At 33.7% G+C, this 25,224-nt stretch carries 28 protein-coding genes and 3 pseudogenes; 28 read left to right on the plus strand and 3 right to left on the minus strand.

Annotated elements, in window-relative coordinates:
* Window positions 1–48 precede the first annotated feature (48 nt).
* From gndA to NW240_RS01865, 3 genes are read left to right on the plus strand one after another with little or no spacing between them, the layout of a single operon-like run.
* Complete coding sequence (gndA, locus tag NW240_RS01855) at window positions 49–1,494, plus strand: NADP-dependent phosphogluconate dehydrogenase (protein ID WP_258435743.1); 1,446 nt, start codon at window positions 49–51, stop codon at window positions 1,492–1,494.
* A 59-nt stretch (window positions 1,495–1,553) separates the two neighbouring features.
* Complete coding sequence (locus NW240_RS01860) at window positions 1,554–2,255, plus strand: response regulator transcription factor (protein WP_258435744.1); 702 nt, start codon at window positions 1,554–1,556, stop codon at window positions 2,253–2,255.
* Window positions 2,239–3,753 carry a cell wall metabolism sensor histidine kinase WalK gene (locus tag NW240_RS01865; RefSeq protein WP_258435745.1) on the plus strand — a complete coding sequence of 505 codons (1,515 nt, stop codon included), beginning with the start codon at window positions 2,239–2,241 and terminating at the stop codon, window positions 3,751–3,753. The genes NW240_RS01860 and NW240_RS01865 overlap by 17 nt, the downstream gene beginning before the upstream one ends.
* A gap of 47 nt (window positions 3,754–3,800) precedes the next feature.
* Here the strand turns inward: NW240_RS01865 and yidC are convergent, their stop codons facing one another.
* Entirely contained in the window at window positions 3,801–4,757 is a 957-nt protein-coding gene (gene yidC, locus NW240_RS01870) for a membrane protein insertase YidC (protein WP_258435746.1), read from the minus strand.
* Between the two features lie 259 nt (window positions 4,758–5,016).
* Between yidC and NW240_RS01875 the strand changes: the two genes are divergently transcribed.
* The 12 genes and pseudogenes from NW240_RS01875 to NW240_RS01930 all read left to right on the plus strand — a co-directional run bounded on the left by NW240_RS01875 (window position 5,017) and on the right by NW240_RS01930 (window position 16,398).
* Window positions 5,017–7,779 carry a DNA translocase FtsK gene (locus tag NW240_RS01875; protein WP_258435747.1) on the plus strand — a complete coding sequence of 921 codons (2,763 nt, stop codon included), beginning with the start codon at window positions 5,017–5,019 and terminating at the stop codon, window positions 7,777–7,779.
* 149 nt (window positions 7,780–7,928) lie between these two features.
* Window positions 7,929–9,494: an ABC transporter ATP-binding protein gene (locus NW240_RS01880; RefSeq protein WP_309302395.1), complete on the plus strand. Its 1,566-nt coding sequence runs from the start codon at window positions 7,929–7,931 to the stop codon at window positions 9,492–9,494.
* On the plus strand, window positions 9,494–10,579 hold the full coding sequence (locus tag NW240_RS01885) for an ABC transporter permease (protein ID WP_258435748.1): 1,086 nt from the start codon (window positions 9,494–9,496) through the stop codon (window positions 10,577–10,579). Before NW240_RS01880 ends, NW240_RS01885 begins: the two co-directional genes overlap by 1 nt.
* On the plus strand, window positions 10,579–11,535 hold the full coding sequence (locus NW240_RS01890) for an ABC transporter permease (protein ID WP_258435749.1): 957 nt from the start codon (window positions 10,579–10,581) through the stop codon (window positions 11,533–11,535). The genes NW240_RS01885 and NW240_RS01890 overlap by 1 nt, the downstream gene beginning before the upstream one ends.
* Before the next feature lie 37 nt (window positions 11,536–11,572).
* Window positions 11,573–12,535 carry a TIGR01212 family radical SAM protein gene (locus NW240_RS01895; RefSeq protein WP_258435750.1) on the plus strand — a complete coding sequence of 321 codons (963 nt, stop codon included), beginning with the start codon at window positions 11,573–11,575 and terminating at the stop codon, window positions 12,533–12,535.
* Between the two features lie 262 nt (window positions 12,536–12,797).
* Window positions 12,798–13,007 (plus strand): annotated as a pseudogene (locus NW240_RS08535) (helix-turn-helix transcriptional regulator).
* A gap of 397 nt (window positions 13,008–13,404) precedes the next feature.
* Window positions 13,405–13,656, plus strand: coding sequence for a hypothetical protein (locus tag NW240_RS01905; RefSeq protein ID WP_258435752.1), 252 nt, complete (start codon window positions 13,405–13,407; stop codon window positions 13,654–13,656).
* 166 nt (window positions 13,657–13,822) lie between these two features.
* Window positions 13,823–14,236, plus strand: coding sequence for a DUF5301 domain-containing protein (locus tag NW240_RS01910; protein WP_258435753.1), 414 nt, complete (start codon window positions 13,823–13,825; stop codon window positions 14,234–14,236).
* Between the two features lie 287 nt (window positions 14,237–14,523).
* Window positions 14,524–14,637 (plus strand): MerR family DNA-binding transcriptional regulator, encoded by a 114-nt coding sequence (locus tag NW240_RS01915; RefSeq protein ID WP_258435754.1) that lies wholly within the window; start codon window positions 14,524–14,526, stop codon window positions 14,635–14,637.
* Between the two features lie 60 nt (window positions 14,638–14,697).
* Window positions 14,698–15,375: a MerR family transcriptional regulator gene (locus NW240_RS01920; protein ID WP_258435755.1), complete on the plus strand. Its 678-nt coding sequence runs from the start codon at window positions 14,698–14,700 to the stop codon at window positions 15,373–15,375.
* Between the two features lie 322 nt (window positions 15,376–15,697).
* Window positions 15,698–16,042 (plus strand): hypothetical protein, encoded by a 345-nt coding sequence (locus tag NW240_RS01925; protein ID WP_258435756.1) that lies wholly within the window; start codon window positions 15,698–15,700, stop codon window positions 16,040–16,042.
* A 137-nt stretch (window positions 16,043–16,179) separates the two neighbouring features.
* On the plus strand, window positions 16,180–16,398 hold the full coding sequence (locus tag NW240_RS01930; RefSeq protein ID WP_258435757.1) for a hypothetical protein: 219 nt from the start codon (window positions 16,180–16,182) through the stop codon (window positions 16,396–16,398).
* 219 nt (window positions 16,399–16,617) lie between these two features.
* On the opposite strand, the gene NW240_RS01935 is transcribed toward NW240_RS01930, so the two are convergent.
* The gene (locus NW240_RS01935; RefSeq protein WP_258435758.1) at window positions 16,618–16,821 is read right to left on the minus strand and encodes a hypothetical protein; all 204 of its coding nucleotides are present in this window, start codon (window positions 16,819–16,821) and stop codon (window positions 16,618–16,620) included.
* Between the two features lie 899 nt (window positions 16,822–17,720).
* Between NW240_RS01935 and NW240_RS01940 the strand changes: the two genes are divergently transcribed.
* The 9 genes and pseudogenes from NW240_RS01940 (at window position 17,721) to rpsN (ending at window position 21,604) form a co-directional block, all read left to right on the plus strand.
* Window positions 17,721–17,882, plus strand: coding sequence for a hypothetical protein (locus NW240_RS01940; protein WP_258435759.1), 162 nt, complete (start codon window positions 17,721–17,723; stop codon window positions 17,880–17,882).
* 576 nt (window positions 17,883–18,458) lie between these two features.
* Window positions 18,459–18,776, plus strand: coding sequence for a hypothetical protein (locus tag NW240_RS01945; protein WP_258435760.1), 318 nt, complete (start codon window positions 18,459–18,461; stop codon window positions 18,774–18,776).
* Window positions 18,777–19,286: 510 nt separating this feature from the next.
* Window positions 19,287–19,571: pseudogene (locus tag NW240_RS08550) on the plus strand (DUF6442 family protein); the annotation flags it as partial.
* A gap of 219 nt (window positions 19,572–19,790) precedes the next feature.
* A pseudogene (locus NW240_RS08555) lies at window positions 19,791–20,075 on the plus strand (DUF6442 family protein).
* 2 nt (window positions 20,076–20,077) lie between these two features.
* Entirely contained in the window at window positions 20,078–20,293 is a 216-nt protein-coding gene (locus NW240_RS01950; RefSeq protein WP_258435761.1) for a helix-turn-helix transcriptional regulator, read from the plus strand.
* A gap of 308 nt (window positions 20,294–20,601) precedes the next feature.
* A complete protein-coding gene (gene rpmF, locus NW240_RS01955; RefSeq protein WP_258435762.1) occupies window positions 20,602–20,754 on the plus strand; it encodes a 50S ribosomal protein L32 in 153 nt (50 codons plus the stop codon).
* A gap of 13 nt (window positions 20,755–20,767) precedes the next feature.
* Window positions 20,768–20,983, plus strand: a complete 216-nt coding sequence (locus tag NW240_RS01960; protein WP_258435763.1) for a hypothetical protein — start codon at window positions 20,768–20,770, stop codon at window positions 20,981–20,983.
* 189 nt (window positions 20,984–21,172) lie between these two features.
* Window positions 21,173–21,325 carry a 50S ribosomal protein L33 gene (gene rpmG, locus NW240_RS01965; RefSeq protein ID WP_258435764.1) on the plus strand — a complete coding sequence of 51 codons (153 nt, stop codon included), beginning with the start codon at window positions 21,173–21,175 and terminating at the stop codon, window positions 21,323–21,325.
* A 9-nt stretch (window positions 21,326–21,334) separates the two neighbouring features.
* Window positions 21,335–21,604, plus strand: coding sequence for a 30S ribosomal protein S14 (rpsN, locus tag NW240_RS01970; RefSeq protein ID WP_258435765.1), 270 nt, complete (start codon window positions 21,335–21,337; stop codon window positions 21,602–21,604).
* 351 nt (window positions 21,605–21,955) lie between these two features.
* On the opposite strand, the gene NW240_RS01975 is transcribed toward rpsN, so the two are convergent.
* Complete coding sequence (locus tag NW240_RS01975) at window positions 21,956–22,150, minus strand: hypothetical protein (protein ID WP_258435766.1); 195 nt, start codon at window positions 22,148–22,150, stop codon at window positions 21,956–21,958.
* 225 nt (window positions 22,151–22,375) lie between these two features.
* Between NW240_RS01975 and NW240_RS01980 the strand changes: the two genes are divergently transcribed.
* The 4 genes from NW240_RS01980 (at window position 22,376) to rpsP (ending at window position 25,193) form a co-directional block, all read left to right on the plus strand.
* On the plus strand, window positions 22,376–22,828 hold the full coding sequence (locus NW240_RS01980) for a GNAT family N-acetyltransferase (RefSeq protein WP_258435767.1): 453 nt from the start codon (window positions 22,376–22,378) through the stop codon (window positions 22,826–22,828).
* A gap of 185 nt (window positions 22,829–23,013) precedes the next feature.
* A complete protein-coding gene (gene ylxM, locus NW240_RS01985) occupies window positions 23,014–23,340 on the plus strand; it encodes a YlxM family DNA-binding protein (protein ID WP_258435769.1) in 327 nt (108 codons plus the stop codon).
* A 14-nt stretch (window positions 23,341–23,354) separates the two neighbouring features.
* On the plus strand, window positions 23,355–24,830 hold the full coding sequence (ffh, locus tag NW240_RS01990; RefSeq protein WP_258435770.1) for a signal recognition particle protein: 1,476 nt from the start codon (window positions 23,355–23,357) through the stop codon (window positions 24,828–24,830).
* Between the two features lie 90 nt (window positions 24,831–24,920).
* A complete protein-coding gene (gene rpsP, locus NW240_RS01995) occupies window positions 24,921–25,193 on the plus strand; it encodes a 30S ribosomal protein S16 (protein WP_258435771.1) in 273 nt (90 codons plus the stop codon).
* Window positions 25,194–25,224 lie beyond the last annotated feature (31 nt).

The raw sequence follows: 25,224 nt of genomic DNA on the forward strand, positions 1-25,224 counted from the left end.
AAAAGTTTGTTAGAATGAGATGATCATGAAAGTAAAGGAGATAATTAGATGACTTTAGCTCAAATTGGTGTAGTCGGAATGGCTGTAATGGGAAGAAATTTAGCTTTAAATATCGAAAGCAGAGGCTATCGTGTAGCAATTTACAATCGTTCTAGATCTAAAACAGAAGCTGCTATAAATGAAAATAAGGATAAAAATTTAGTAGCTAGCTATGATTTGGAATCCTTTGTTCAGTCAATTGAAAAACCTCGTCGTATCTTGTTAATGGTGAAAGCGGGTCAAGCGACTGATTCAACTATTCAATCGCTACTACCTTTATTAGACCAAGGAGATATTTTGATTGATGGAGGAAACACCTTCTTTAAAGATACTATGAGAAGAGCAGAATCCTTAGCTGACTCTGGCATTCATTTTATTGGAATGGGAGTATCTGGTGGAGAAGAGGGTGCTTTACATGGTCCAGCCTTAATGCCTGGTGGACCAAAAGAAGCTTACGAACTCGTTGAACCTATCTTAAAAGAAATAGCTGCTAAAGCACCTTCTGACCAGGAACCTTGTGTTGCCTATATGGGAGCAAACGGTGCGGGGCACTATGTTAAAATGGTCCACAATGGTATTGAATATGGAGATATGCAATTAATTGCAGAGTCCTATGCAATTATGGATAAATTATTAGGCATGACTGCAGATGAAATTGCTGAAGTTTTTGAAGAATGGAATCAAGGGGAATTAAATTCTTATCTAATTGAAATTACTGCCAATATTCTTAAAGAAAAAGACCCTGTGAGCGGACGTCCAATGGTTGAAATGATTGTCGATAAAGCTGGTAATAAAGGGACTGGAAAATGGACTTCTCAATCGGCTTTAGATTTAGGGGTACCATTACCCACAATTACTGAGTCTGTCTATGCGCGGTTCATATCTGCTTTAAAAGAAGAACGTGTTAAGGCTTCTCAAATTATTCAAGGACCTTCCCACGACGCTTCGAACTTCCAAAATGATCGTGAAAAGTGGATAGAAAAAATCCGTCAAGCACTCTATTTTTCAAAAATTATGTCTTATGCCCAAGGATTTGCGGAATATCGTAGTGCTTCTCAAGAATACCAATGGGATCTAAATTATAGTCAAATTGCACGTGTTTTCCGTGCAGGCTGTATTATTCGCGCTCGATTTTTACAAGATATTTCTGGTGCTTTTGAACGTAATAAAGAATTAGATAACCTATTATTAGATAATTTCTTCACTCAAATTACTAATCAGTATCAATCGAGTGTTCGAGAGATTATTTCTTTATCTGTTCAAGCAGGTGTTCCTGTTCCTGGATTTTCAAGTGCGATCGCTTATTATGATTCTTATCGCAGTGAAGTGCTTCCTGCAAATTTAATTCAAGCACAACGTGATTACTTTGGAGCGCATACCTATGAACGCGTGGATAAAGCTGGCAGCTATCATTTCATTTGGAATGAATCGCGTGAAGAAAGAACAGACCAATAGCATATTATCTTTATAAAGGATGTTTGCTTAGTTAGTTAAGTCTATGGGAGGAAGTTAGCATGGTAAAAAATGTAAATCAACGTGTCTTAATTGTTGAAGATGAAAAGAATTTAGCTCGCTTTGTTGAGCTTGAACTTCAACATGAGGGCTATGAAACAGCTATCTGTTATGATGGACGCAGTGGTTTGGAAAAGGCTTTAGAAGAAAAGTGGGACGTTATTTTACTTGATCTAATGTTGCCTGAATTAAACGGATTGGAAGTAGTACGTCGCATTCGTCCTGTTAAAGATGTACCTATCATTATTATGACAGCTAGAGATTCAGTTATTGACCGTGTCTCAGGCCTTGACCAAGGAGCAGACGATTACATCGTTAAGCCTTTTGCCATTGAAGAATTATTAGCCAGATTACGGGCACTCTTTCGTCGAATTGAGACAGAAGATGAATCAAGAGCTCAAAATCAACCTTATTTAAGATTTAGGGACTTAGTAGTTGAAAAATCAAGCCGCATGGTTAAAAGACAAGGCGAGTTGATTGACTTAACTAAAAGAGAATATGAATTATTGGTCTTTTTAATGGAAAATATCAATATGGTTATGCCGAGAGATGTCTTGTTGGAACAAGTTTGGGGTTATAAATCCGAAGTTGAAACAAATGTTGTGGATGTTTACATCCGATATTTAAGAAATAAAATCGATATCCCAGGTGAAGAGTCTTATATTCAAACAGTCCGTGGTACAGGTTATGTCATCAGAAACTAAGTCAACTTCTTTTTTTAAGTTAAAGAAAGATCACCCCCTTTCACTTAAATGGAAATGGGGTATTTTCTTATCTTTATCAATGATCCTGTTGTCATTAATTTCACTCTTAATCTATCGTCAGTTAGCAATTCAAATGTATGATGAGCAATCGAAAGAAAGTCATCAAACACAATTTGAATCTTTAATTATGGGACTTTCGGATCAAGAAAAGCCCTTCCAAGCTAAACAATTTCTTGATAAAAATAATCAAGATAATGAGGAAAAGGCAAACTTTTTAATTGAACATTATTCTGACAATCAAACGATTATTCGCCTATTTAGTCATGACCAGAGGTTATTGAATGAAAGTCAGCATTTCCAATATCCTATTGGAACATCGAGTAAAGAACTTGAAAAGCAGACTATAAAGGGAAAGAATTATTTAATTGGATCTAGTCGGATTTCTAGTCGTAATAATCAAGAATTATTAGGAATTGTTCAATATATTGTTCTACCTGAAGCAAAAGCAGCTTATGTTCAGAAATTAAATTATTTTCTGGTGCGTTGCTTCTTGCTAACGACTTTGATTTCAATATTATGTGGCTTTTTAATCGCTCATTACTTTTTAAGACCCCTAACCTATGTTATTAACACTTTAGATTTATTAGAAGGGGATACTCTTTCGCAGGTTCGTGTTGTTCGACCACGTACCAATGATGAGTGGAGCGATTTGAGTCTACATGTGAATAAACTACTTGATAAGATAGAACTTTATGTAAAAGGTCAAAAGCAGTTTGTGGAAGATGTTTCGCACGAATTAAGAACACCGGTAGCGATTGTTGAAGGGCATTTAAAGATGTTGAATCGCTGGGGTAAGGAAGATCAGCAGGTTTTGAATGAATCTATTTCTGCTTCGCTACAAGAAATTACACGTATGAAAGAATTAGTCCAAGAAATGTTAGACCTTTCTAGAGCAGACCATGTAGACGTAGATTATAAAGATGAGGTAACCGAAATCACTACGGCAGCTTCTCTGGTCCACCATAATTTTGAAATTCTATATCCCGATTTTCATTTTTATTTAGATAATGAAAAAAGTAAAAAAGTTTATGTCAATATTTATCATCATCACTTTGAACAGATCTTAGTAATACTGCTAGATAATGCTGTGAAATATTCTACTGATCGTCCCGAGATACATATTTCAGTTAGCCAAACCATGAATAAGGTTGAAATTGCTGTCCAAGATTTCGGAGAGGGAATGACAGCAGAAGATAAAGAGCGTGTTTTTTCAAGGTTTTACCGAGTGGATAAAGCACGAGCGCGTGCCAAAGGCGGTAATGGCCTAGGCTTAAGTATTGCTAAGCAACTAGTAGAAGGTTACCATGGAAAAATCCGGGTGGAGTCTGTCTATCAAAGAGGATCGATTTTCTATGTTGAGTTTCCAATTTTAACTGACCAACGCTTAATTTATAAAAGTGAAAGAATTGCCAAAGAACTTGCTAAAGAAGAAAAATAAAATAAGCCTCGCCACGATAATGTGGTAAGGCTTATTTTTATGTAGATTTATTTGTTTTTTCTTTGCTTTCCAGCATTTCTGGCTTTTGGATTTTTAACCGGTACAATACGGTCAGCATTTACTTTTTCTAATTGTTTTTTCGTCTGTCTTGCTTTTTTCTGGCGCTTTACTCTCGGCATGTTTTGATACTTTTTGACTTTTTCATCAATATCTTTTTGAATTTTTGGTCGTGCAACCTGATTCATATAGAATTGTTGAGCCAAAGCGAAGAGAGAACCAGTGAAGAAATATAATCCAATTCCGGCGTTAGAAATATAAGTGAAATAACCTAACATAATTGGGTTCATATACATCATTGATTGTTGCATTTGATTGGCTTGTGGATTATCGGAAACGGGTGTAGCTGTTCCTTTTTGCATTAACCAACTAGACAAGAAGGTCGTTGCTGCAACTAAAACAACTAATAGTAAACTCTTTCCACCTAAGTGAATACCTAAGAAAGAGGCATCTGCAATTTTATCGGATGTACGAACAGCTGTATAAACGGCTGAAATAATTGGCATTTGAATTAATAATGGTAGACAACCAGAAACGTTCGATAACATATTAATGTCATATTTTCCGTACACTTGCATTAACTCTTGTTGCAGAGCAGCTTTTTCTTGTGGATCGTCTGTTTCTTTCATTTCTTCTTGAATTTCTGAAATTTCAGGTTGAGCATATTTCATTTTGGCTGAGCTTTCCATTGATGATTTAGTCATCTTATAAGTTGATGGAAGCATAAAGAAGCGGGTGATTAGGGTAACTATCATGATTGCAATCCCATAAGAACCGCCAAAAATATCTGCCAAGAAGTCTAAGAAGTTAGCAGTTGGTACCCCTAAATATTCATAGATCGGTCCAGTTGGGTTACCAGATGCATCATAGCGAATACAGCCTGTTGCTATCAAAGAAACCATCGAGATAAGGAAAATTAACTTCCAATATTTTTTTATAAATTTCATTTTTCACGCTCCGTCTAATTGATATAATTAACGATATATTATTTGATGTAATTTTACAACAAATACAATGACTTGATACATTCTAAGCTAAAAGTAAAGGTTTATCAAGTTGTTAATCACATAAAAGAGCTTTTTTAGAAGTGAAATTCAATTTAATTTAGCTTTAAGCAATCCTAGAAATACGATAATTTGTTCGATATCATTTAATATAAATGATATAATAACCCATGCACGAGAGTTCTGAAAGGATGTGATGTGAATGGCTCAAAAGAAAAAACAATCCAAGCGTCAGAGTCAATCACCCAGTCAAGTGAAGTATCAATCACTCTACTTATTCTTAGGTATATTAATTAGTTTCTTAAGTTTAGTGGCCATTTTCAATTGGGGCATTATGGGTTTAATGCTAACGAATGGTTTTCGGTTAATGGTAGGTGAAAGTTACGGACTCCTTTTATATGCCAGTTTATTCTTAGGTTCCATGATGATGCTAAAAGGAAGGGTAATTAGCGTACCTTTAAGGCCACTCATAGGTGGTTTTTTAATTATTATTGCTTTAGCGGGAACCTTACACTTTACTGAGTATTACGATTACTTACAAAATAATACGCAACAGTCGGCTTTTGAGCACGCATTTCGTCTCTACCGCAATGAATTGTTAACTCAACAAAGTAATTCTAGCTTAGGAGGTGGGATGGTCGGAGCCGGTCTTTATGCCAGTGTCGGTTATTTATTCGGTAAGTGGGGATCCTATCTCTTCTTCTTTGTCAGCTTCTTTATCGGATTAATTTTTCTTTTAGACCGTCCATTAATTGCCGGTTGGCAAGCTATTCAACAATTATTTATACAAATGGCCAGCCTTTTTAAAGGGCTTTTTCCTGATTTTTCAGAAATTAAAGAAGTTTACCAAGATAAAGGCTATGATCTTAATGACGAACAAAGCATAATTGCTGATAGTCAATCGGAAGAAAATCCCGATGAAGTTGTGATGGATGAAGCTAATGAACTTAAATATTCAAAGCAAGAAAAGCAAAATGTATTTACAAATTTATTTAATCGTTTCTATTCCTTCTTCATGAAGACAGAAGAAACGTATAGTATTCCTCCAAAGGAAGCTCCCTCTAATAATCGAACAGCTTATATGCCGACATTAGAAAGAGAAGACCAACCCGCTTTTAATCCCACCACAGAATATGAATTTAAGCCTTATCGTCAAGAAGATTATCATCAAAAATCCTTAAACTTCAAACGATTAACCCAAGAAGAAGGGCGCGTCTTGGATTTAGACTTCTTTGATCAGATGCCAGATCAAGAAGTAACGCATTCTCCAGCTGATAGCCAGTCGATGGATTCAATTACAGAAGAGAAAGTTACTCCTATACAGCCGAATGAAGAGGAAAGCTTAGAAGATATCGAAAAAGCCCAAACACAAGATAAAATGGCTGATGAAGTACTTTCTAATCAAACGCCTAACCAAGTAGACATATTAGCTACTGCTAGTCATTGGCAAGATGCAAGTAATCAAAAGCAGGCTTTAACTGACGATGACTTCGATCAGGTTTTAAGTAAGGAAGAACTACAAAAGCAAACTAAAACTAAGCAAAAGAAATCAAAAAGTTATCAATTTCCTGGTAAAAGTTTATTGAAAAAGTTACCGGTAGTTGATCAATCAGAAGAATATCAACGCATTAACGAAAACATGAAGAAATTGGAATTAACTTTTGAAAGTTTCGGTGTGGACGTCAAGATTGTTAAAGCGAATCTTGGACCTTCGGTTACCAAGTATGAAATTGAACCCGCTGTAGGTGTCAAGGTAAGCAAAATTGTCTCTTTATCAGATGATATTGCTTTAGCTTTAGCTGCTCGTGATATTCGCATGGAAGCACCTATTCCCGGTAAATCTTTAATTGGAATTGAAGTACCTAACACCCAAGTCAGCCCAGTAGCTTTTAGCGAAATTGTTGATGCGGGCTTAGAATCCGATAAACTACTGGAAGTCCCTCTAGGACGAGACATTTCTGGCTCTGTTTGCTTAGCAGATTTAACGAAAATGCCGCACCTTTTAATTGCAGGAGCGACAGGCTCTGGTAAATCGGTCGGAGTCAACGTTATTATCTGTTCCATTTTGATGAAGGCTAAGCCTGAAGAGATTAAATTCCTAATGATTGACCCTAAAAAGGTCGAATTGACGCTTTATAATGATTTACCTCATCAACTATCACCGGTGGTTACTAATCCACGTAAGGCTGCGAGAGCCTTGAATAACGTGGTAGAAGAAATGGAAAGACGTTATGAATTATTTGCTACAACCGGAGTGCGAAATATTGATGGTTATAATGAGCAAGTTGAGAATTGGAATAAAGAAGAAGGAACTGGCTATGAGAAATTACCGAAGATTGTTGTTATCATCGATGAGTTAGCAGACCTAATGATGGTGGCTTCCAATGATGTTGAAAATGCCATTATTCGCTTAGCTCAAATGGCAAGAGCGGCCGGTATTCATATGATTATTGCAACCCAAAGACCTTCGGTTGACGTCATTACCGGTATCATCAAGGCAAATATTCCTTCTCGTTTGGCTTTTGCCGTTTCTTCAGGAACAGACTCAAGAACCATCTTAGATTCAGTCGGTGCTGAAAAATTACTAGGACGAGGAGACATGCTCTTTCAACCCATGGGTAAAAATAAACCCATCCGAGTTCAAGGTGCCTACATTTCTGATGAAGAGGTGGAACGCATTACTGACTTTATCAAGCAACAAAGGCAAGCTGATTACGATGAAAATATTGTGGTCAGTGAAGAAAGTGTCCTTGATGCGGATATCTCAGATGATGAATACTATGGTGAAGCAGTTGAATTAATTAAGGAGCAGGAAACCATTTCTATTTCACAATTGCAGCGGAAATTTAGAATTGGATATAATCGCGCTGCTCGCATGATTGATGATCTAGAAGCTCAAGGCTTAGTTTCTGCTCAAGATGGCAGTAAGCCAAGGCAAGTCTTAATCGAATCTAGTGAAGATTAATTAATTAGACCAAGGATGATAAAAAACAGCTCAAACTAGCTTTTTTGAAAAAACTTGGTCTATTATTATAAATTTGTTACTGAAATTTATACTATTATCCGATATAATATGAAGGACTATGAACATTAGCAATGGAGAAAGGAGTTTCGATCAACATGGAGCATGCTGTTATCGAAATGCGAGATATTTCCAAGAAGTTTGGCGAATTTTTTGCAAATAAAAATATTAATTTAGATCTAAAAAAAGGAGAAATTCATGCCTTACTCGGTGAGAACGGGGCAGGGAAATCGACTTTGATGAATATCTTATCGGGTTTACTAGAGCCTAGCTCCGGTCAAATCTATATGAATGGAGAGCCGGTAAAAATTGGTTCTGCAAAACGAGCGGTTGAGCTAGGAATTGGGATGGTGCACCAGCACTTTATGTTGATTCAAGCCTTTACTGTGGTAGAAAATATCATTTTAGGTGAGGAGCCAACTAAAGGACTTGTGGTTGATAAAGCTCAAGCACGCGAAAAAATTGTTGAGCTTTCTAAAAAATATGGCCTTTCAGTAGATCCTGATGCTAAGATTGAAGATATTTCAGTGGGGATGCAACAACGTGTAGAAATCTTAAAAACCCTCTATCGGGGTGCTGATATCTTAATTTTTGATGAGCCGACGGCTTCTTTAACGCCTCAAGAAATTGATGAATTAATGGAAACCATGGAGAAATTATCCAATGAAGGCAAATCAATTATTATCATTACCCATAAGCTAAAAGAGATTAAGCAAGTAGCGGATCGTTGTACAGTCATCCGCCGAGGGGAATCCATTGACACAGTCGATGTGGCTGGGACTTCAACGGTTGATTTAGCTAATATGATGGTAGGACGTAATGTTAACTTTAGAACTGAAAAGAAATTGGCACACCCAACCGATGTGGCCCTATCAGTTAGAGACATTCATATTGAAGATAGTCGTGGAGTTGTTGCCGTAGATAAACTTTCATTTGAAGTTAAACACGGTGAAATTGTTGGGATTGCTGGGGTAGATGGTAACGGTCAATCTGAATTAGTTCTATCGATCACTGGGTTAATTCCACCTAACTCTGGTGAAATCTACTTAAATGGTGAGAATATCACCCACTATACGACCCGTCAAATTGCTCAAAAGGGTCTGGCACATATTCCAGAAGACCGTCATAAATATGGCTTGATTCTTGATCGTAAAATCGAAGATAATATTGTATTGAAAGATTATTATCATTCGCCTTTCTCAAAGTCTAATTTCTTGAACTTTAAAGAAATAGAAAAGCGGGCAAAAGAACTGATCAAAAAATATGATGTACGGACTGTTTCTGAAAAGGTCAATGCTCGCTCTCTTTCCGGTGGTAATCAACAAAAAGCAATTATTGCGCGCGAATTGGAGATGCATCCCGATATTTTAATTGCAGCTAACCCTACACGTGGATTGGATGTAGGTGCCATTGAATTTATTCACCAAGCACTAATTAATGAACGCGATAAAAATAAAGCTGTCTTATTAATGAGTTTTGAACTCGATGAAATTATGAACTTATCTGACCGTATTTTAGTCATGTTTGACGGTAAAATTGTGGCAGATATTCCAGCTTCTGAAACCAATGAAGAAGAATTAGGTTTATTAATGGCAGGAACGCCATTTGAAGAAGTTAGAGCAAATCGTAGTAAGGTAGAAGGGAGTGAAAGTAACTAATGTCAAGTTTAACTAAAGTTATTACCTCCGTAGCCTCGGTCATAATTGGTCTGATTTTTGGAGCCCTTTTAATGTTGGCTTTTGGTTATGATCCAGTGACTGGTTACAAATTTTTAATTACAGGGGCTTTTGGTAATCCTTTTTCAATCGGTCAAACCTTCCGAGCAGCAGCACCTTTAATTTTTACTGGACTGGGCTTTGCGGTGGCATATACGGCGGGATCATTTAATATTGGTCTTTCTGGTCAAGCGTTGTGGGGTTGGTTCGTATCAGTAGGGGTTGCCCTCCTAATGCCAGAGGCACCTTCTTGGGTGGTTATTCCTCTAGCAATTATTGCAGGTGCTTTAGCAGGGGCAATCTGGGCAGCCATTGCAGGTGCATTAAAAGCTTATTTTGGCACCAGTGAAGTTATTGTAACCATTATGTTAAATTACATCTCCATTTATTTTGTCGATTATTTAATTCGTTATGTTTTAACCGATCGAGCAGATAGAACGCCTTCAATCGGTCAAAATGCCAGTCTGAGAATGGAATGGCTTAGTGAATTAACTAAGAATTCTACTCTGCATGGAGGCATTTTCCTGGCAGTGATTGCAGCAATAATTGTTGGTATTTTGATGTCTCGTACTACCACTGGTTTTGAGTTAACCTCTGTTGGTCTTAATCGATATGCATCAAAATATGCTGGTATGTCGGATAAGAAAAACATTGTATTGGCCATGTTTATTTCAGGTGCTTTAGCTGGTTTAGGTGGCGTAATGAACGGCCTAGGTGAGTTTGGTTTTATTAACTTGCAAAATGGTGTGGCACCGGCTATTGGTTTTAATGGTATGGCAGTCGCTTTACTAGGTATTAATAATCCAATCGGTATTATTTTCTCAGCTGTTCTCTTCGGTGCTTTAGAAACAGGGGCATCGACCATGGCGTTATTTGCTAAAATTCCTTCCGAAATAGTAGATATTGTAATGGGTATTATTATCTTCTTTATTGGAGCGAACTTTATCATTACTTACTTTAAAGACAAATTATTCCCACAAAAACAAAGCATTTCCACTAAAGCTAATTCAGAAGGAGGGGAAGTTTAATGTCTGTTAATTTGTTAACACTAATTGTTTCTTCAACCCTTGTTTATTCAGCTCCTTTGATTTTTACGGCCATTGGTGGCGTCTTCTCAGAGCGATCTGGGGTTGTTAATGTCGGTCTAGAAGGGATTATGGTAATTGGCGCTTTGGCTTCAGTGGTGTTTAACCTAAGCTTTGCAGACCAATTCGGTAGTCTCACCCCTTGGCTAGCTTTATTAGCAGGTGGTGTAGCAGGTATTCTTCTCGCAGCAGTTCATGCCTTAGCAACGGTACATTTAAGATCCGATCATATCATTTCAGGAACTGTGATCAATTTAATTGCGCCTGCTTTAGGTGTCTTTCTAGTAAGAGTTTTATTTGACGGCAGAGGGGAAACACCTTCCATTAGAGAGTCTTTTGGTTATGCGACTTTCCCAATTTTATCGGATATTCCTTTTATTGGACCTATTTTCTTTAAAGCTACTTCAGCACCCGCTTATGCAGGTATTCTATTAGCTGGGATTGCTTGGTTTGTTCTCTTTAAAACACCATTTGGCTTACGATTACGTTCGGTTGGAGAACACCCGCAAGCGGCGGACACCTTAGGGGTCAATGTATATGGCATGAAGTATGCGGGAGTTTTAATTTCAGGTTTCTGCGGTGGTTTAGGTGGCGGCGTTTTAGCTAATACGATTACCTTAAACTTCTCACTTTCTACTGTTGCAGGACAAGGTTTTATGGCGATGGCAGCCATGATTTTTGGTAAGTACAATCCACTAGGAGCGATGGGAGCAGCAATTTTCTTCGGTTTTGCTCAATCCCTAGCCGTTTTAGGGTCACGTATTCCATATATTGATAGTATTCCATCTGTTTACTTGCAGATTGCGCCTTACTTAGTAACAATCATTGTCCTAGTCGGAGTGGTTGGTCAGTCTAGAGGACCAGCAGCCAACGGTATTACTTACGTAAAATCAAAATAAATTTAAATACATAAGAAAGACTGTCCATGAATCAATCATGGCAGTCTTTTTTAAAGATGAGTTAGGGATGAAACAAATGAATGAAAATCAAAAACGCTATCAAACTTGGAATAAGCATTTAAAAGAGCATTTCGGTGAAAAGGTCTTTAAAGTTTCACTCGATGGTGGCTTTACCTGTCCAAACCGTGATGGAACGGTAGCTTTTGGTGGTTGTACTTTTTGCTCAGAGTCGGGATCGGGAGATTTTGCTCAAAGCCGCTTAGATCCTTTACCCATTCAATTAGGTAAAGGCATTCAACAAATGCATAAAAAATGGCCCAAGGTGAGAAAATATATTGCTTATTTTCAAAACTTTACTAATACGCATGCTCCTTTGCATGTTCTAAAGGCACGCTTTGAGCAGGTGATTCATCAAGAAGGCGTAGTAGGGATTATGATTGCCACTCGTCCAGATTGTTTACCCGATGATGTAGTGGAATATTTGGCAGAATTGAATCAAGAGTATTATATGTGGGTGGAACTCGGACTGCAGACTGTCCATGATCAAACGAGCATACATATTAATAGGGGACACGATTACCAATGTTATTTGGACGGGGTGGCTAAGTTAAGAAAGCATCATATTCCTGTGTGTACCCATTTAATTAATGGCTTGCCTGGTGAAGACTATGCCATGATGATGGAGAGCTTAAAACGAGTAGTAAAAGAATCAGATATTCAGGGCTTGAAGCTCCATCTATTATACCTAATGGAAGGGACCAAAATGGTTCAAGATTATGAGGCAGGTCGCTTGAAATTCATGACGCAAGAAGAATATGTGCAATTAATTTGCGACCAACTGGAGTATATCCCACAAGATATCATTATTCATCGCTTAACGGGAGATGCACCACGTGAACGATTAATCGGACCTCAATGGTCACTGAAGAAGTGGGAGGTTTTAAACGCCATTGATCATGAGCTAGAAAGAAGAGGATCCTATCAGGGGATGCGGAGTTAATTCATTAAAATAAGGCACCATGAGGTTAGATAGTGAACCTTATGGTGTCTTATTTTTTAAAGGTTTGAGAAACAGCTTTTTAAAAAGATTAAGAGAAAGTAATCTCTTTTTATTCAAAGTATCGATTATTACTTACTATTGTATTTCTAATAATTAAAAAAACCATCAGAACTTTTAGTAAAAGAAACTATTGACCTTTATAAACCTCATAGAAATTATCAAGATATAAAAGCTTCGGACTAAATTAACAAAAGACAGTCAAATGTTTGAAGATTCAGGACGAGATAACAGAATTGTTAAGTTTAGGAAAAATTTAGGTCTATCTCAACATAGATTGGCAAAGGCGGTGGGGATTAAAAGAAGATTAATTATGGCTTATGAAAATTAAACAATTAGTCCAACGATTGAAACTTCTTATAAAATATGTAAAGTTTTAGGCAAAGATATTAAAGATATTTTTATTTTTGATTAGGATGGAAAAATTAATGAGTGATACACAAGAATTTATTTATGGGAAAGTAGAGCAAATGCTAACAAACTTACTAGGCAAATTAAGTCAGAAAAATAGCGAGTTAGCTCAAGAGATAACACAAAGATAGAAAATCATATGAAACAGGAAAAGCTAAAAATAGTAGATAAGAAATATAACAAAGAAGAATAGAAAAGCATAAGGCACAAATTGAAGAATATAAGAAGATAGAACAAAAACCAAAACATAGAGTAAAAGCACCCTTTAAACAAGATAAGGGGGTGAGAGATGATTTATTTTTAAATTGGGAGGTTTAAATAGTATAATTTAATAAAAGATATATTAAGAAGTTGCTGATATGAGAAACAAAATAGCTATTGTTTAGAGCTCATTCCACCACTTGCATACCCAAAAACTACTAGAAAATCTTGACAATGTCGACCTATATCATGTAAACGATATTAATCAAGTTGACTTTATAGAATATGAATATGTTGGATTTGCATCAGGAATTTATCACGGTCAACTATCCAACAAGATTATGGAATTAGCTAAGGAGTTTAAATTAAATGATAAGGCACGAGTTTCTATTATATATACTTGTGGCTTGAAGATAAAAAATTATGCCAAGAGCTTAGAAAAGACTCTTTAGGACAATTTCATGCAAAGGATATGATGCCTATGGTTTTGGGAAAAGATGGGCGGCATAACAAAAAATCATCCTGATGAGCAAGATATTAAAGCTTGTCAGAGGTTTATAAATAACTTAATTAAGATAAACTAGTGGACTTAAAAGACTAAAATTCCTGGAGGAAATTATGAAAAAACATATATGGATAGCAATGACTTTATTTTTTATTTTGTCATTAACCGCTTGTGGAAGTAATAAAAAAATAAGTTTACCAGAACCTGATAAAATAACAGAAATTGAAGTTTTGAAAAATAATTCTGAAAGTAGTGCAAAAGTTATTGAACAGGCTGAAATATCTAAAATGATTGAAGATATAAATAAAAATACTAAAGATACTGGTAAAGAAAGTATTAATGATCAACCTGTTAACATTGAGGACTACATTGTAATTAAGTTTTATCATAAAAATGCTGAGGATAGTCCAAGTATTGCTTATTTATATAAAAATAAAGCAACAAGCTATTTAGAACAACCTTATTCAGGAATATGGGAAATAACAGAAGAAATATATGAAACTATTAACAGTAAGCTGACTGAATAAAATTAAGATACAAACCCTAGTTTGTAGGAAGCAAAACTTAATATAAATACGTATAAGCGATTAGAAAATAAAAATTCTACTCGCTTTTTCATTTTAGAGGGCCGAACGAAACGTTCAGTCCACTACTCCATCTAGGTCCAAATCTTTTGATAAGTAATCATAAAATTTACCCTCAAGTAGAATTTCTAGTTAAAGAAACTAAAGATCGCTTATTTTAAATTATTAAATATCTCTTGACCTGTCCCTTAGGGGGGCTGATATATTTAATTTAAAAGGAGGTAAGTACTATGTTAATGAATGAAGTGAGAGAAAAAACAGGTCTAACACGTAAAGCCATAGAATATTATGAGGAAAAAGGATTTATTACCCCAGAAAGAGAGTCAAATAATTATAGGATTTAATCTGATGAGGAGGTTGATATACTGAGTAAAATCTCTGTTTATAGAAAATTAGGATGCTCTATGAATGATATTAAAGGTATTTTACAAGATCCAAATAAAACATCTTTAGCAACTATCATTCGAGATAAAGAAATAAAATCACAATTAGATAACAAAAGAGTTGAAATATTAAAACAACTTCTTGAGGGATCCGATTTAAACACTTTAAAAGAACAATTGAATTTAATAGATCAACAGGAATCGATTTATTCCAAGTTAGTAAGAGCATTTCCTGGATATATTGGTCAAATTTTCTTTTTATCATACAAACCTTTTTTAAGAGATGCGTTGAAAGAGGATAAGATTACATATTATGAAGAGTATATTGAATTTTTAGATACTATGCCTGACTGTGAGTTAGATGACGATGAGAAGATAGTATTAGACCAAGCCTCAAAAACTATTTTACTAACAGACATTGAAGAGGCAAATGAGGAAAAAATGAAGGCTATCTATAATACAGACGAATGGTTAGAGGAAAACAAAGAAATGTTAGAAAGATATCAGTCTTTTAAAGAAAGTAGTGTTTATCTAAATAACCCAATATATCGTATTCAAGAAAAAATGAAGAAGCATATGCAAGATTCAGGTTATTATGAAAAAGCTATTCCTTTAATGAGAAAGTTCAGTACAGCATATAATGAATATTATGAAGAGGTATTAGCAGCAAATCAAAAGTTTATGAATAAAAACATATAGACTCAAGTAGGAAAATTTCTTAAAAGGGCGATAGAAGTTAAAATCTATCATCTTTTTGTACCTAAAAAATAGTTAATAATTAATAGGTTAAGAAGTTTACTAGATAAAAACTAAAAGGATAAGCTGAAGTTTATAACGAATAAGCGTCTTGTATTTACTAGATTGAAAAGAAAATATCGTAATGATAAGATTAATATAATATAAATTTCAGAAGGTGAATTTTGTGTCGAAAATAATGTTGTTAATTATATTTTTAATAGGTAGTATTCATAATTTTTATGTTTCTAAGGAGAATGATGTCTATATTTCGAGGAAAAAGATTTTGACAGCGATATTAATTATCTTTGGACTTGTATCCTTCTATCTTTGTTATACATTAGACAATACAATTTTAGGCTATATCGCTGTAGTTTCGGCAATAACTTATGTAATTTCCTTTACTTTTACCCCAGGAATAGGGAAAAATGGAGTGAGTCTCATGATGGGATCTACAACATTAATAAAAAATGCTAAGTTTAATAATATAAAGAGTATAAAATATAAGGAAATAGGTCATGAGGATTTTAAAGTAATAATCAATGTTTATGGAAATGAATATCATCAATTTTATAAAAATAGAGATAAAGATAAAGTAGTTGAATTATTTAAAAATGTTAAACCAATCTAATTTTTATAAAGATAATTTTATGATTCATTAATAAGAGGATAGGAGAAAATCACTTTATATTTTTAGCTTATAAAAATAGCTTACTATAAACCTTAAATTCCAGTTTGTTGAGTATTTAATTAAAGGAGATAATATATATGAAAAACACAGGTAAATGTCCAAAGTGCGGTAGTGAAGATATTTTTGTGGTCCCTGGAGCTTCTGGAGCCTATGGTATGGGCAACAATATTCCTATTGGATCCACGATCTTCTCTGCTGTTTTAGTAGATAGGTATGTATGCAGCATTTGTGGTTTTACAGAAGAGTGGATTGATACGAAGGATATTGAAAAATTACAAAAGAAATATAGAAGATAATGTTTCTAATTTAATAAACAAACTATCAAGCACAATTTTCAGCACCTATCGAAAAGATAGGTGCTTTTTGGTAAGTAATTTATTGAAAAGTATAGTCGCAGCAGCTTTCTATCGCAGTGGCAAGAGATAGATTTAAATCAAAAAAAACGGTTCGAAATTTAAATATAAGAGATGATAGCTATTTTTAACAACGATTTTAAAAAAGAGTTAAAACTAACATCACCTCTCATCTTTTTTTTCATATTTCTTTTTCTCCTGACGCCATACAGAATATTGAGTGCCTAAAATAACACCTAAATAAGGAAATATTGAACCTTCTCCTAATTCACCTTTAAAAAAATAAATTACACATAAACCTAAGAGATAACCTACAGTTACATGAAAAAGAGATTTTAAATGTGGATTAAAATCATAATTATTCATAAACAATTTCACCTTCTATTAATTCGATTTATATAAATTTTAACACAAGTGAAAAAACGTTTTCAAAAATTTGTGCTTTTAATTATAAGTGTAAAATGAAGTTTAAACACATTTAAAACTAGTTTAAAATAAGGTTAAAGGATGTGTTCGAAGAATGAATAGAAAGACAGACTTAGCTAAAGGTTTAAAAGGACATTAAATGTGATTTATAAGCGTTTAAACAAGCTCAAAACGATTGAAAGAGATTCAAAGAGAAAGGAAGTCGGTGTCAAAATTACTTTTGCTATCAGTTTAAAAAATTAACAATTAATACACTGTGGGAACGATTAATCAGACCTCGATGGTCACTGAAAAAGTGGGGCCTAAACACCATTGATCATGCGCTAGAAAGAAGAGAATCCTATTAGGGGATCTGGAATTAATGAAAGATTTCTTATTGATTTTATCTGTTCAATAATATTTTAAGGAGAATTCAAGATGAAGCATTTAACTTTTAAAATTAATCAGATTATATATTTTATAGCGGTCGTTTTATTTTCTATTGGTATTTCCATATATACTAATCAGTTAAGTTTAGATTTTATGTTTGTAATAAATTGTCTTTCAGTATATATGTTAACAAGTGTTATTTATATTGGAAGAGCTTCAAAATTTAACTTCAATTTTTATAATATTATTTCGATTGTATTTATTATATCTCTACTAGCTATATTTATTTATTATAGAAATCATATCACTTTGACCATATTGTTCCGTTCATTCCTAATTAGTATATTTATATTTTTATCTCAAAAGTATTTATTAAATAAGCTTAAATTATAAAAACTATTTTATTTAAACTAAATTGAATTTAATGTTATCTTTTAAGATAGGATTACAGAAGAGCGAAGGTATAGAATATGGAAAATAATAATAGAAAAAAGCTTTGGAAGAAAATAATTATTTTTGCTTTTGCTTTTAGGATTTTTAGTGGAATGATTAATGGGTTATCAATATTTTTATTTGATAAAACACCTGCAGAATACTTTGCTGAGTTAATAACTTCACTAATTAATAAATGAGGGACTATGAGGTTAGATAGTTTTTACAAATCAAATAGGTATTTTATCCAGAATATGGCACCAATACATTCCATTAAGCCGACAATTAAATTTGCAATGGCATCTCCTTTTCTCTTTTTTTTATAAAGAATTCTAGAGTAATTACATTCTATGAGTCCGGTAATAAAGAGGAGTATTGCTATTATCTTATTTATCATATTTTTAACAGCTCCTTCAGATGATGGAAAATTATATAAAATAACCTTTCACTTTACAAATAGTATAAAACTTAATGATTAAACAGGCAATTAGGTTTAATTAATAAGACAAATGATAGGAGAATAATATACCAGTCAATTTCACTTTAAAAAGTAAACCAAGTATCAATTATTTTTATCCCCTACTGAATAATCTTAAAAAGTCAAAATAATAGGTTAGCTTATCTTAAGTTATTCAATGCATTTTAAGTTTTTAAAAACTAACATTCCTTAGTTTTAATTATTATACTCAGGGAGTGTTTGTCTTTATATACTTAATTAGGTAAAATAAGGTAAATTAAATAACTAAAGAGTTGGAGAAATAAACAAGGAGAAGCTTATGAATAATACCAAAAGAAAACTATTAATAATCAGCTTGTTGACTATTATTGCTATCATAATCTTTCTAAAGGTTTCAGAAAATATAGTAGTACAGATTTTATTACCTGCTTTAGTAGGAATAATCTATTCCCCTAGAATAGGAGAACTATCTAGTCCAATATTAAGCGAAAAAATGATGAGCCTTTTTATACTACTTTTACCTTTGATTGCTCTACTTATCGTAATGCCTATATCTTCAGCTTTTGCTTATCTAGGCGGAATTCTAGCTAGTAGATTGTTTAAAGAACTAATGGTTAAAATTAATCTATCCGTTTAAAAGGATAACTAGTGGATAATCGGACATTGACTCAGGGTTAATACTGAAAATCCTGATTCAACAAACTTAATAAATTGGTTGTAGAAGAATAGAGTTAGTTTTAGCTCTGTTCTTTTTTGTTTACCTTTAAAACAAGAAATCAAAAAGAAAAGCTAAACAAATTAATTAAACTATATGCACTAACTAAAGGATATAATACACATCTTTTGAACGAATAATTTAAATTGATGTTCTTTATTGAAATTAAATAAATGAATTTTATAAGCAAAAACCCTTATTTTAAAGAGTATTAGCAGACAATTAAGTAACTATAGCAAGTCTTAAAAGCATAAAATAGGATAATTTAATGTATTTTAAAATTAAATCAATATATTCAGAACACAAAAGCAACATAACTTTACATAATGACTACAAAAATTTACATAAACCTTTTTAAATATTATAATTTAGTTAATATTTAAAGGAGGAGAGCAAACCATGGAAAAAGAGGATATTTAAAAAAAAGCACAGGTAGAACAACAAGATGAAAGAGAAGATATAATCATTAGCAAATTCTTTCGTGCCGGATGGTTAGGAGTAACAATTGTTATACTAGCACTTCTTTTTCTTAGAGCATATTTTCAGCAATCAATTGAAGATATTCTTATAATTTTGACGGCCCATGTTTCAACTTCTTCATTTTATCAATATACTAAAATGCCAGAGAAAAAGTCCTATTTAATATTTGGGATAATAAATTTGCTAGTTCTAATAATACAATTCTACAATTTATTAGATAAGTCCGGAGTTTTTTAAATATATTTAAAAATAAATGTTAGCTATACAAAGTCGATTAAAAGTTGTTAGAGCAGAGAATAATTAACGAAATTAGATTCAAAAAAATTTAAAGTCAAAAATAACCAATTTTACATTGTGACTATAAAGACTTACTTATTTTTAATGTTAGTTTTTAATAATATTTAAATGAGGAAGTTCAGAGTATGAAAAAAGATAACATTTTAAAAAAAGGCTCAGATGGAACAGAAGGACGAAAGAGTAGAAGAGATTAATACTAAAGCTTTTCGTATTGGATGGATAGGTGTATCAGTGGTAATGTTAATTCTTATTTTTTTGAGGTCTATCTTCAATTAATCAGCCACAGATATTATGATCATTTTAATGGCTCAAGTAGCTGCGGCTTCATTCTATCAATATTCGAAAATCCCAGACAAAAAGATCTATTTAGTAGGTGGGATAGTAGCTATATTAGTTATTATATTAAGCTTTGCCTCTTTATTAAGCAGCTATGGAGTTTATTAATCATGAGTAAGAAGGAAGAATTAGTTCTACAAAATCGATTAAAAGTTGCTAGAGCAGAGAATAATTTGACTCAAGAAGAATTAGCTAAATTGGTGGGGGCTTCTCGACAAACTATTAGTGCCATCGAAAAGGGACAATTTAACCCTTCAGCAAAATTAGCGCTCATTATTTGTATCGCTTTAGATAAAAAATTTGAAGAGTTATTTTATTTTGATTAACTTAAGAAAGGTTTTTTCTTGGCTAAAGCAATCAAATTTCGGATTAGATAAACTGCATAAGTTGATCATTAAAGAATAGAGTCAGTTAGAACTCTATTCTTTTTTATGTTTAACTGTGTTAATTTTCAAATTCAATAGTTAATAAGAACAAGGCAGGAAAACTAATGAATCTCAGACTCAAACGCAAATAATTTATGGTATACATTTTTGATAACTTCCAATGATACTGTCAAAGAATTGCAAAAAAACTTGACATCCTACTATCTTTTAATAAAATAGTAATTATTACTATTTGAAAGGAGTTTATTATGGCTGTTCCTAAAAGAAAAACTTCTAAAGCCAAAAAAAATAGTCGTAGAAATCACAAGGGTTTGAAGGTGCCACCAATCGTTTTTGACAAAGCGACAGGTGAATACAAACTTTCACATCATATTACACCAAGTGGTAACTATAAGGGTTAATTAGTGGCTAAAGATGAAGATTAAAATTAAATATTTTTTATATCTTGAAATTGTGAATCAAGTTCATGAACAGTTTCAATCCAATGAAGCAAAAATAAGCCGTCAGGATGGATATTTAGATCTTATTGATAGAGGGATTATTATTACTAATGGTCGAGCTTGTAAAGAAGCTTTAGATTGTGGATTGTTAGAAGTTCACACAGAAGAATCGGATCTTTCAATTTCATAATTTTTAAATATTTAACCTGTTTTAAACCTAATATTTCTGATTGCTTTATAATAATAGATCAATTTTTGGAAATAGAAGAGGAGTTATGGAATAAAATTTAGCTTAATCGACTATTTAATCATTTTTCACAACAATTAGATCAATTGAACCGTTATTTTGTTAATTGAACATTATCAAAGGAGAATTAAGATGCGAGTAAATATATTATTAGAATGTGCAGAAACTAAGGAAAGAATTTATTTAACGAGTAAGAATAAGCGAAACAATCCTGATCGGATAGAGTTAAAAAAATACTCTCCCAAAGCAAGAAAACGCATGATTTTTCGCGAAGTAAAAAAATAGGAGGAATAAATGGCAAAAAAATCTAAAATCGAAAAATATAAAAAACAAAAAACTTTGGTTGAAAAGTATGCAAAAATTCGCCAAGAACTTAAAAAAAATAAAGATTATACTGCCTTATCCAAATTACCAAAGGATTCCAATCCAGTTCGTATGAAAAATCGGGATTTAATCGACGGTCGTCCTAGAGGATATATGCGTAAATTTGGAATGTCTCGGGTTAAATTTCGTGAAATGGCTCATAAAGGTCTAATTCCCGGGGTCAAAAAGGCTTCTTGGTAACCATAAATTTTCCGTCTTCACCAATTAATAACTTTGGAAGTGAATGATCGATCGTCTACTTTTTTCTTATGTCGCTTCAAGTTTTCCTATCATTCAATTATATAGTGATTATAGTGACTTTTTAGAATCTTGTCTTAGAATGAGAAATACAAATCTTATAGATTCAGTAGTGTACCCCTAAAGTTGAGTCTGAAATTCAACTTTAGGGGTATTTACTGTGAGTAAAATTTATTAGTGAGATTATTAACTTAAAGTAACAGCAGAAAATAAGGTGGAGAGCTTCTATGTTAGAATAAATCTATCTTGAATTGCAAATTACAAAGTTAAGTCTATTTTTTAGTTAGAGTGGTGCTATTTACGAATTTTTTTCTTAAGTAGTTTCGCTAAGAAATAAGCGATCAAAAAAATGATTGAAGAGATTAAGAGTTCTTTAAAGAAATAAGAAAGTGTCAATATACCGTCATTGAGCGCTAAGAGAAGACTGACTATATGGTAGGCAATAAATGCTGAAAGTAATCCATAAAATTCTTTATTGTTACTTTTCACGCGTAACCTCCTTTTAGAACGATGAAATATACATAAAAACAATACTTTCATGCTTTAATACATATTATACTTGACTATTTCGACTATGCCCATCCAAAACTTTTTATAAATTTTAATTCAGGAAGTTCTATTGCTCACTTATAAATAGCGGTCAAAGTCTTAATTGATTTGCTATACTATTAGTGAAGGATTGGTTACGGTTACTGAGTAATGAAGGAGAAAAGAATGGAAATAAGAGAACTTTCAAAAGAAAATGTTAAGGATTTTATTATATATTTAAAACAAGCATTAGCTATAGAACCCGATATGATGACAACGGATCATATTGATGAAGAAGCCATTACTAAAGCAGTTTATAATAAGCCTAATGAACTGAGTCGTTCTCTATTAGCTTATGAGGACGGTCAGATTGTGGGCAGGTTGGAGTTTCATTCTTATTTATGTATCCAAGACTCATACAGAATGGCTTATGTCAATTGGGTCTATACGCTGCCAGCCTATCGACATAGAGGAGTGGCTCAGTCCTTATTTAAAGCATTTGAGACTATCTGCTTACAAGAAGAAATTAATCAATATTTTTTAATTCAGGCAGAAAATCAGTCGGCAAGTCGTTTTTACAAGGCCTTTGAACAAGCATCTTCTCACAAAGAAATGATTTTAAGAAAGACCCTAAAGTAAAATTTAAGAGCTGGAATAAATCATAAGAGCTATTTATTTGTCATTGATTTTATCAATTTGTGAGCGGTGTGAAATCATGCTAAAATAGGAAGAGTAAATTTATTTAAAAAAGCGATTGAATGTTAAGTTTTGTTTTAAATAGGGCTATGTATTCTAGCTAATTTTAAGAAATAGGGGAGTTAAAGATGTCACTTGAAAAAACAATCTATCTCAATCAATTACTTTCCTATTATGGTTCTCTCCTAACAGACCGCCAATTATCTATGATGCAGTCGTATTATGAAGAAGATTTATCTTTATCAGAGATTGCAGACTATTATGAAATTAGTCGTCAGGCTGTGCATGATAATATCAAACGGTCAGAAAAATTATTAGTAAGCTATGAAGAGAAGTTACGCATTTTAGCAAAAAGTAATGATCGTTTGAAATACTTAAAAGAAATTCGTCCTATGGTGGAAGGTCAAAGTGAAATCTTAGAAAAAATTGACTACTTAATTCAATTAGAAAGTTAAAAAGGAGCAATATTATGGCATTTGAAGCATTATCCGAACGATTACAAAATTCCATTTCATTTGTTGGTAAAGGAGAAAAAATTACCGAAGCCGACCTGAAACAAATGATGCGTGAGATCCGACTTGCTTTACTAGAAGCGGACGTTAACTTCAAGGTGGTAAAGACCTTTGTTAAGAAAGTCAACGAAAGAGCGTTGGGATCAGAAGTCTTAGATTCATTATCACCCGCTCAACAAGTTGTTAAAATTGTTAATGAAGAATTAACGGCATTAATGGGGGGCGAGCATACCCCTATCAATATCTCTAAGCAACCGCCGACCGTCATTATGATGGCTGGTTTGCAAGGGGCTGGTAAAACCACCACTGTTGGTAAATTAGCCAAGCATTTGAAAGAGCAAGGTCTTAAAAAACCTTTACTAGTAGCAGGTGACGTATACCGTCCAGCAGCGATTGACCAATTACAAACCATTGGGAACCAACTTGGCTTTGATGTATATAGCCGAGGAACTCAAGCAAATCCAGTTGATATTGCTAAGGAAGCCTTGGATCAAGCCCGTTTAAATGGCAATGAAGTGGTCCTCATTGATACGGCGGGACGTCTGCATGTTAATGAAGAATTGATGGAAGAATTACGCCAAATTAAAGCAGCTGTTCAACCGGATGAAATTCTCTTGACGGTTGATGCTATGACTGGTCAGGATGCTGTCAATGTTGCGGCTGCCTTTAACGATTCACTAGACATTACCGGTGTGGTCATTACTAAATTAGATGGTGATACCCGTGGTGGGGCGGCGCTTTCTATTCGTGCTATTATTGATAAACCGATCAAGTATACGGGTCAAGGTGAGCAATTAACAGCCTTAGAACCTTTCCACCCAGATCGTATGGCTGGCCGTATTCTGGGTATGGGCGATATGATGACCTTGATTGAAAAAGCCCAACAAGATTTTGATGAAGAACAAGCAGCTAAGATGGCTGATAAAATTAAAGATGCCTCCTTTGACTTTAATGATTTTATCGATCAAATGGACCAAGTTCGTAAAATGGGACCTATTAAGGACTTGCTAAAAATGATTCCTGGCATGAATAAAATTCCTGGCCTGGAAGATTTTAATATCGATGATAAGGAAATGAATCGAGTCAAAGCAGTGGTTCAATCTATGACACCATACGAAAGAGCCAATCCAGATGTTATTTCGCAAAGTCGTCGACGTAGGATTGCGGCTGGTTGTGGTCAATCCTTGCAACAGGTCAATCAATTAATCAAGCAATTCAACCAATCACGTGAAATGATGAGTCAAATGTCCAATGGTAAAATGGGTAGCATGAATAAAATGATGAATCAATTGCAACAAGGCGGACAAAAGGGTGGAATGCCTAATATGGGCATGCCTTCTCTTGGTAAAATGCAATCACCAGAGCAGATTCAAAAAGAACAAGAACAAAAGAAAATTGCTCGTCTATTGAAGAAAAAACGCAAGCGTAAATAATTTTTTAGTCTGTAAAGCAAAAAACCTTTACAGACTATTTATTTTCTGCTATTATTCATAACTGTGATATAACTTATGGAGGTGAAATACATGGCAGTTAAAATTCGTTTAAAGCGTTCAGGAGCTAAAAAGCGTCCTTTCTACCGTATTGTTGTAGCAGATGCACGTTCTCCACGTGATGGTCGTATTATCGAAAAAATCGGTATTTACAATCCCGTTTCAGAACCTAGAGAATTAGTAATTGATGAAGAAAAAGCATTAGCATGGTTAGCAAATGGTGCACAACCATCTGATACAGTTCGTAATCTTTTATCAAGTCAAGGAATTATGCAAAAATTCCACGAATCTAAATTAAGTAAGTAGCCTAATCAATAGCGTCAAAAGATAAGGATGT

This window comes from Facklamia sp. 7083-14-GEN3, assembly GCF_024742075.1.
Lineage (GTDB): Bacteria > Bacillota > Bacilli > Lactobacillales > Aerococcaceae > Facklamia.

Coding starts and splice junctions, on each gene's coding strand:
- gndA (WP_258435743.1), top strand. CDS start 49: ATGACTTTAGCTCAAATTGGTGTAGTCGGAATGGCTGTAATGGGAAGA.
- NW240_RS01860 (WP_258435744.1), top strand. CDS start 1,554: ATGGTAAAAAATGTAAATCAACGTGTCTTAATTGTTGAAGATGAAAAG.
- NW240_RS01865 (WP_258435745.1), top strand. CDS start 2,239: ATGTCATCAGAAACTAAGTCAACTTCTTTTTTTAAGTTAAAGAAAGAT.
- yidC (WP_258435746.1), bottom strand. CDS start 4,757: ATGAAATTTATAAAAAAATATTGGAAGTTAATTTTCCTTATCTCGATG.
- NW240_RS01875 (WP_258435747.1), top strand. CDS start 5,017: ATGGCTCAAAAGAAAAAACAATCCAAGCGTCAGAGTCAATCACCCAGT.
- NW240_RS01885 (WP_258435748.1), top strand. CDS start 9,494: ATGTCAAGTTTAACTAAAGTTATTACCTCCGTAGCCTCGGTCATAATT.
- NW240_RS01890 (WP_258435749.1), top strand. CDS start 10,579: ATGTCTGTTAATTTGTTAACACTAATTGTTTCTTCAACCCTTGTTTAT.
- NW240_RS01895 (WP_258435750.1), top strand. CDS start 11,573: ATGGCAGTCTTTTTTAAAGATGAGTTAGGGATGAAACAAATGAATGAA.
- NW240_RS01910 (WP_258435753.1), top strand. CDS start 13,823: ATGAAAAAACATATATGGATAGCAATGACTTTATTTTTTATTTTGTCA.
- NW240_RS01915 (WP_258435754.1), top strand. CDS start 14,524: ATGTTAATGAATGAAGTGAGAGAAAAAACAGGTCTAACACGTAAAGCC.
- NW240_RS01920 (WP_258435755.1), top strand. CDS start 14,698: ATGAATGATATTAAAGGTATTTTACAAGATCCAAATAAAACATCTTTA.
- NW240_RS01930 (WP_258435757.1), top strand. CDS start 16,180: ATGAAAAACACAGGTAAATGTCCAAAGTGCGGTAGTGAAGATATTTTT.
- NW240_RS01935 (WP_258435758.1), bottom strand. CDS start 16,821: ATGAATAATTATGATTTTAATCCACATTTAAAATCTCTTTTTCATGTA.
- NW240_RS01940 (WP_258435759.1), top strand. CDS start 17,721: ATGGAAAATAATAATAGAAAAAAGCTTTGGAAGAAAATAATTATTTTT.
- NW240_RS01945 (WP_258435760.1), top strand. CDS start 18,459: ATGAATAATACCAAAAGAAAACTATTAATAATCAGCTTGTTGACTATT.
- NW240_RS01950 (WP_258435761.1), top strand. CDS start 20,078: ATGAGTAAGAAGGAAGAATTAGTTCTACAAAATCGATTAAAAGTTGCT.
- rpmF (WP_258435762.1), top strand. CDS start 20,602: ATGGCTGTTCCTAAAAGAAAAACTTCTAAAGCCAAAAAAAATAGTCGT.
- NW240_RS01960 (WP_258435763.1), top strand. CDS start 20,768: ATGAAGATTAAAATTAAATATTTTTTATATCTTGAAATTGTGAATCAA.
- rpmG (WP_258435764.1), top strand. CDS start 21,173: ATGCGAGTAAATATATTATTAGAATGTGCAGAAACTAAGGAAAGAATT.
- rpsN (WP_258435765.1), top strand. CDS start 21,335: ATGGCAAAAAAATCTAAAATCGAAAAATATAAAAAACAAAAAACTTTG.
- NW240_RS01980 (WP_258435767.1), top strand. CDS start 22,376: ATGGAAATAAGAGAACTTTCAAAAGAAAATGTTAAGGATTTTATTATA.
- ylxM (WP_258435769.1), top strand. CDS start 23,014: ATGTCACTTGAAAAAACAATCTATCTCAATCAATTACTTTCCTATTAT.
- ffh (WP_258435770.1), top strand. CDS start 23,355: ATGGCATTTGAAGCATTATCCGAACGATTACAAAATTCCATTTCATTT.
- rpsP (WP_258435771.1), top strand. CDS start 24,921: ATGGCAGTTAAAATTCGTTTAAAGCGTTCAGGAGCTAAAAAGCGTCCT.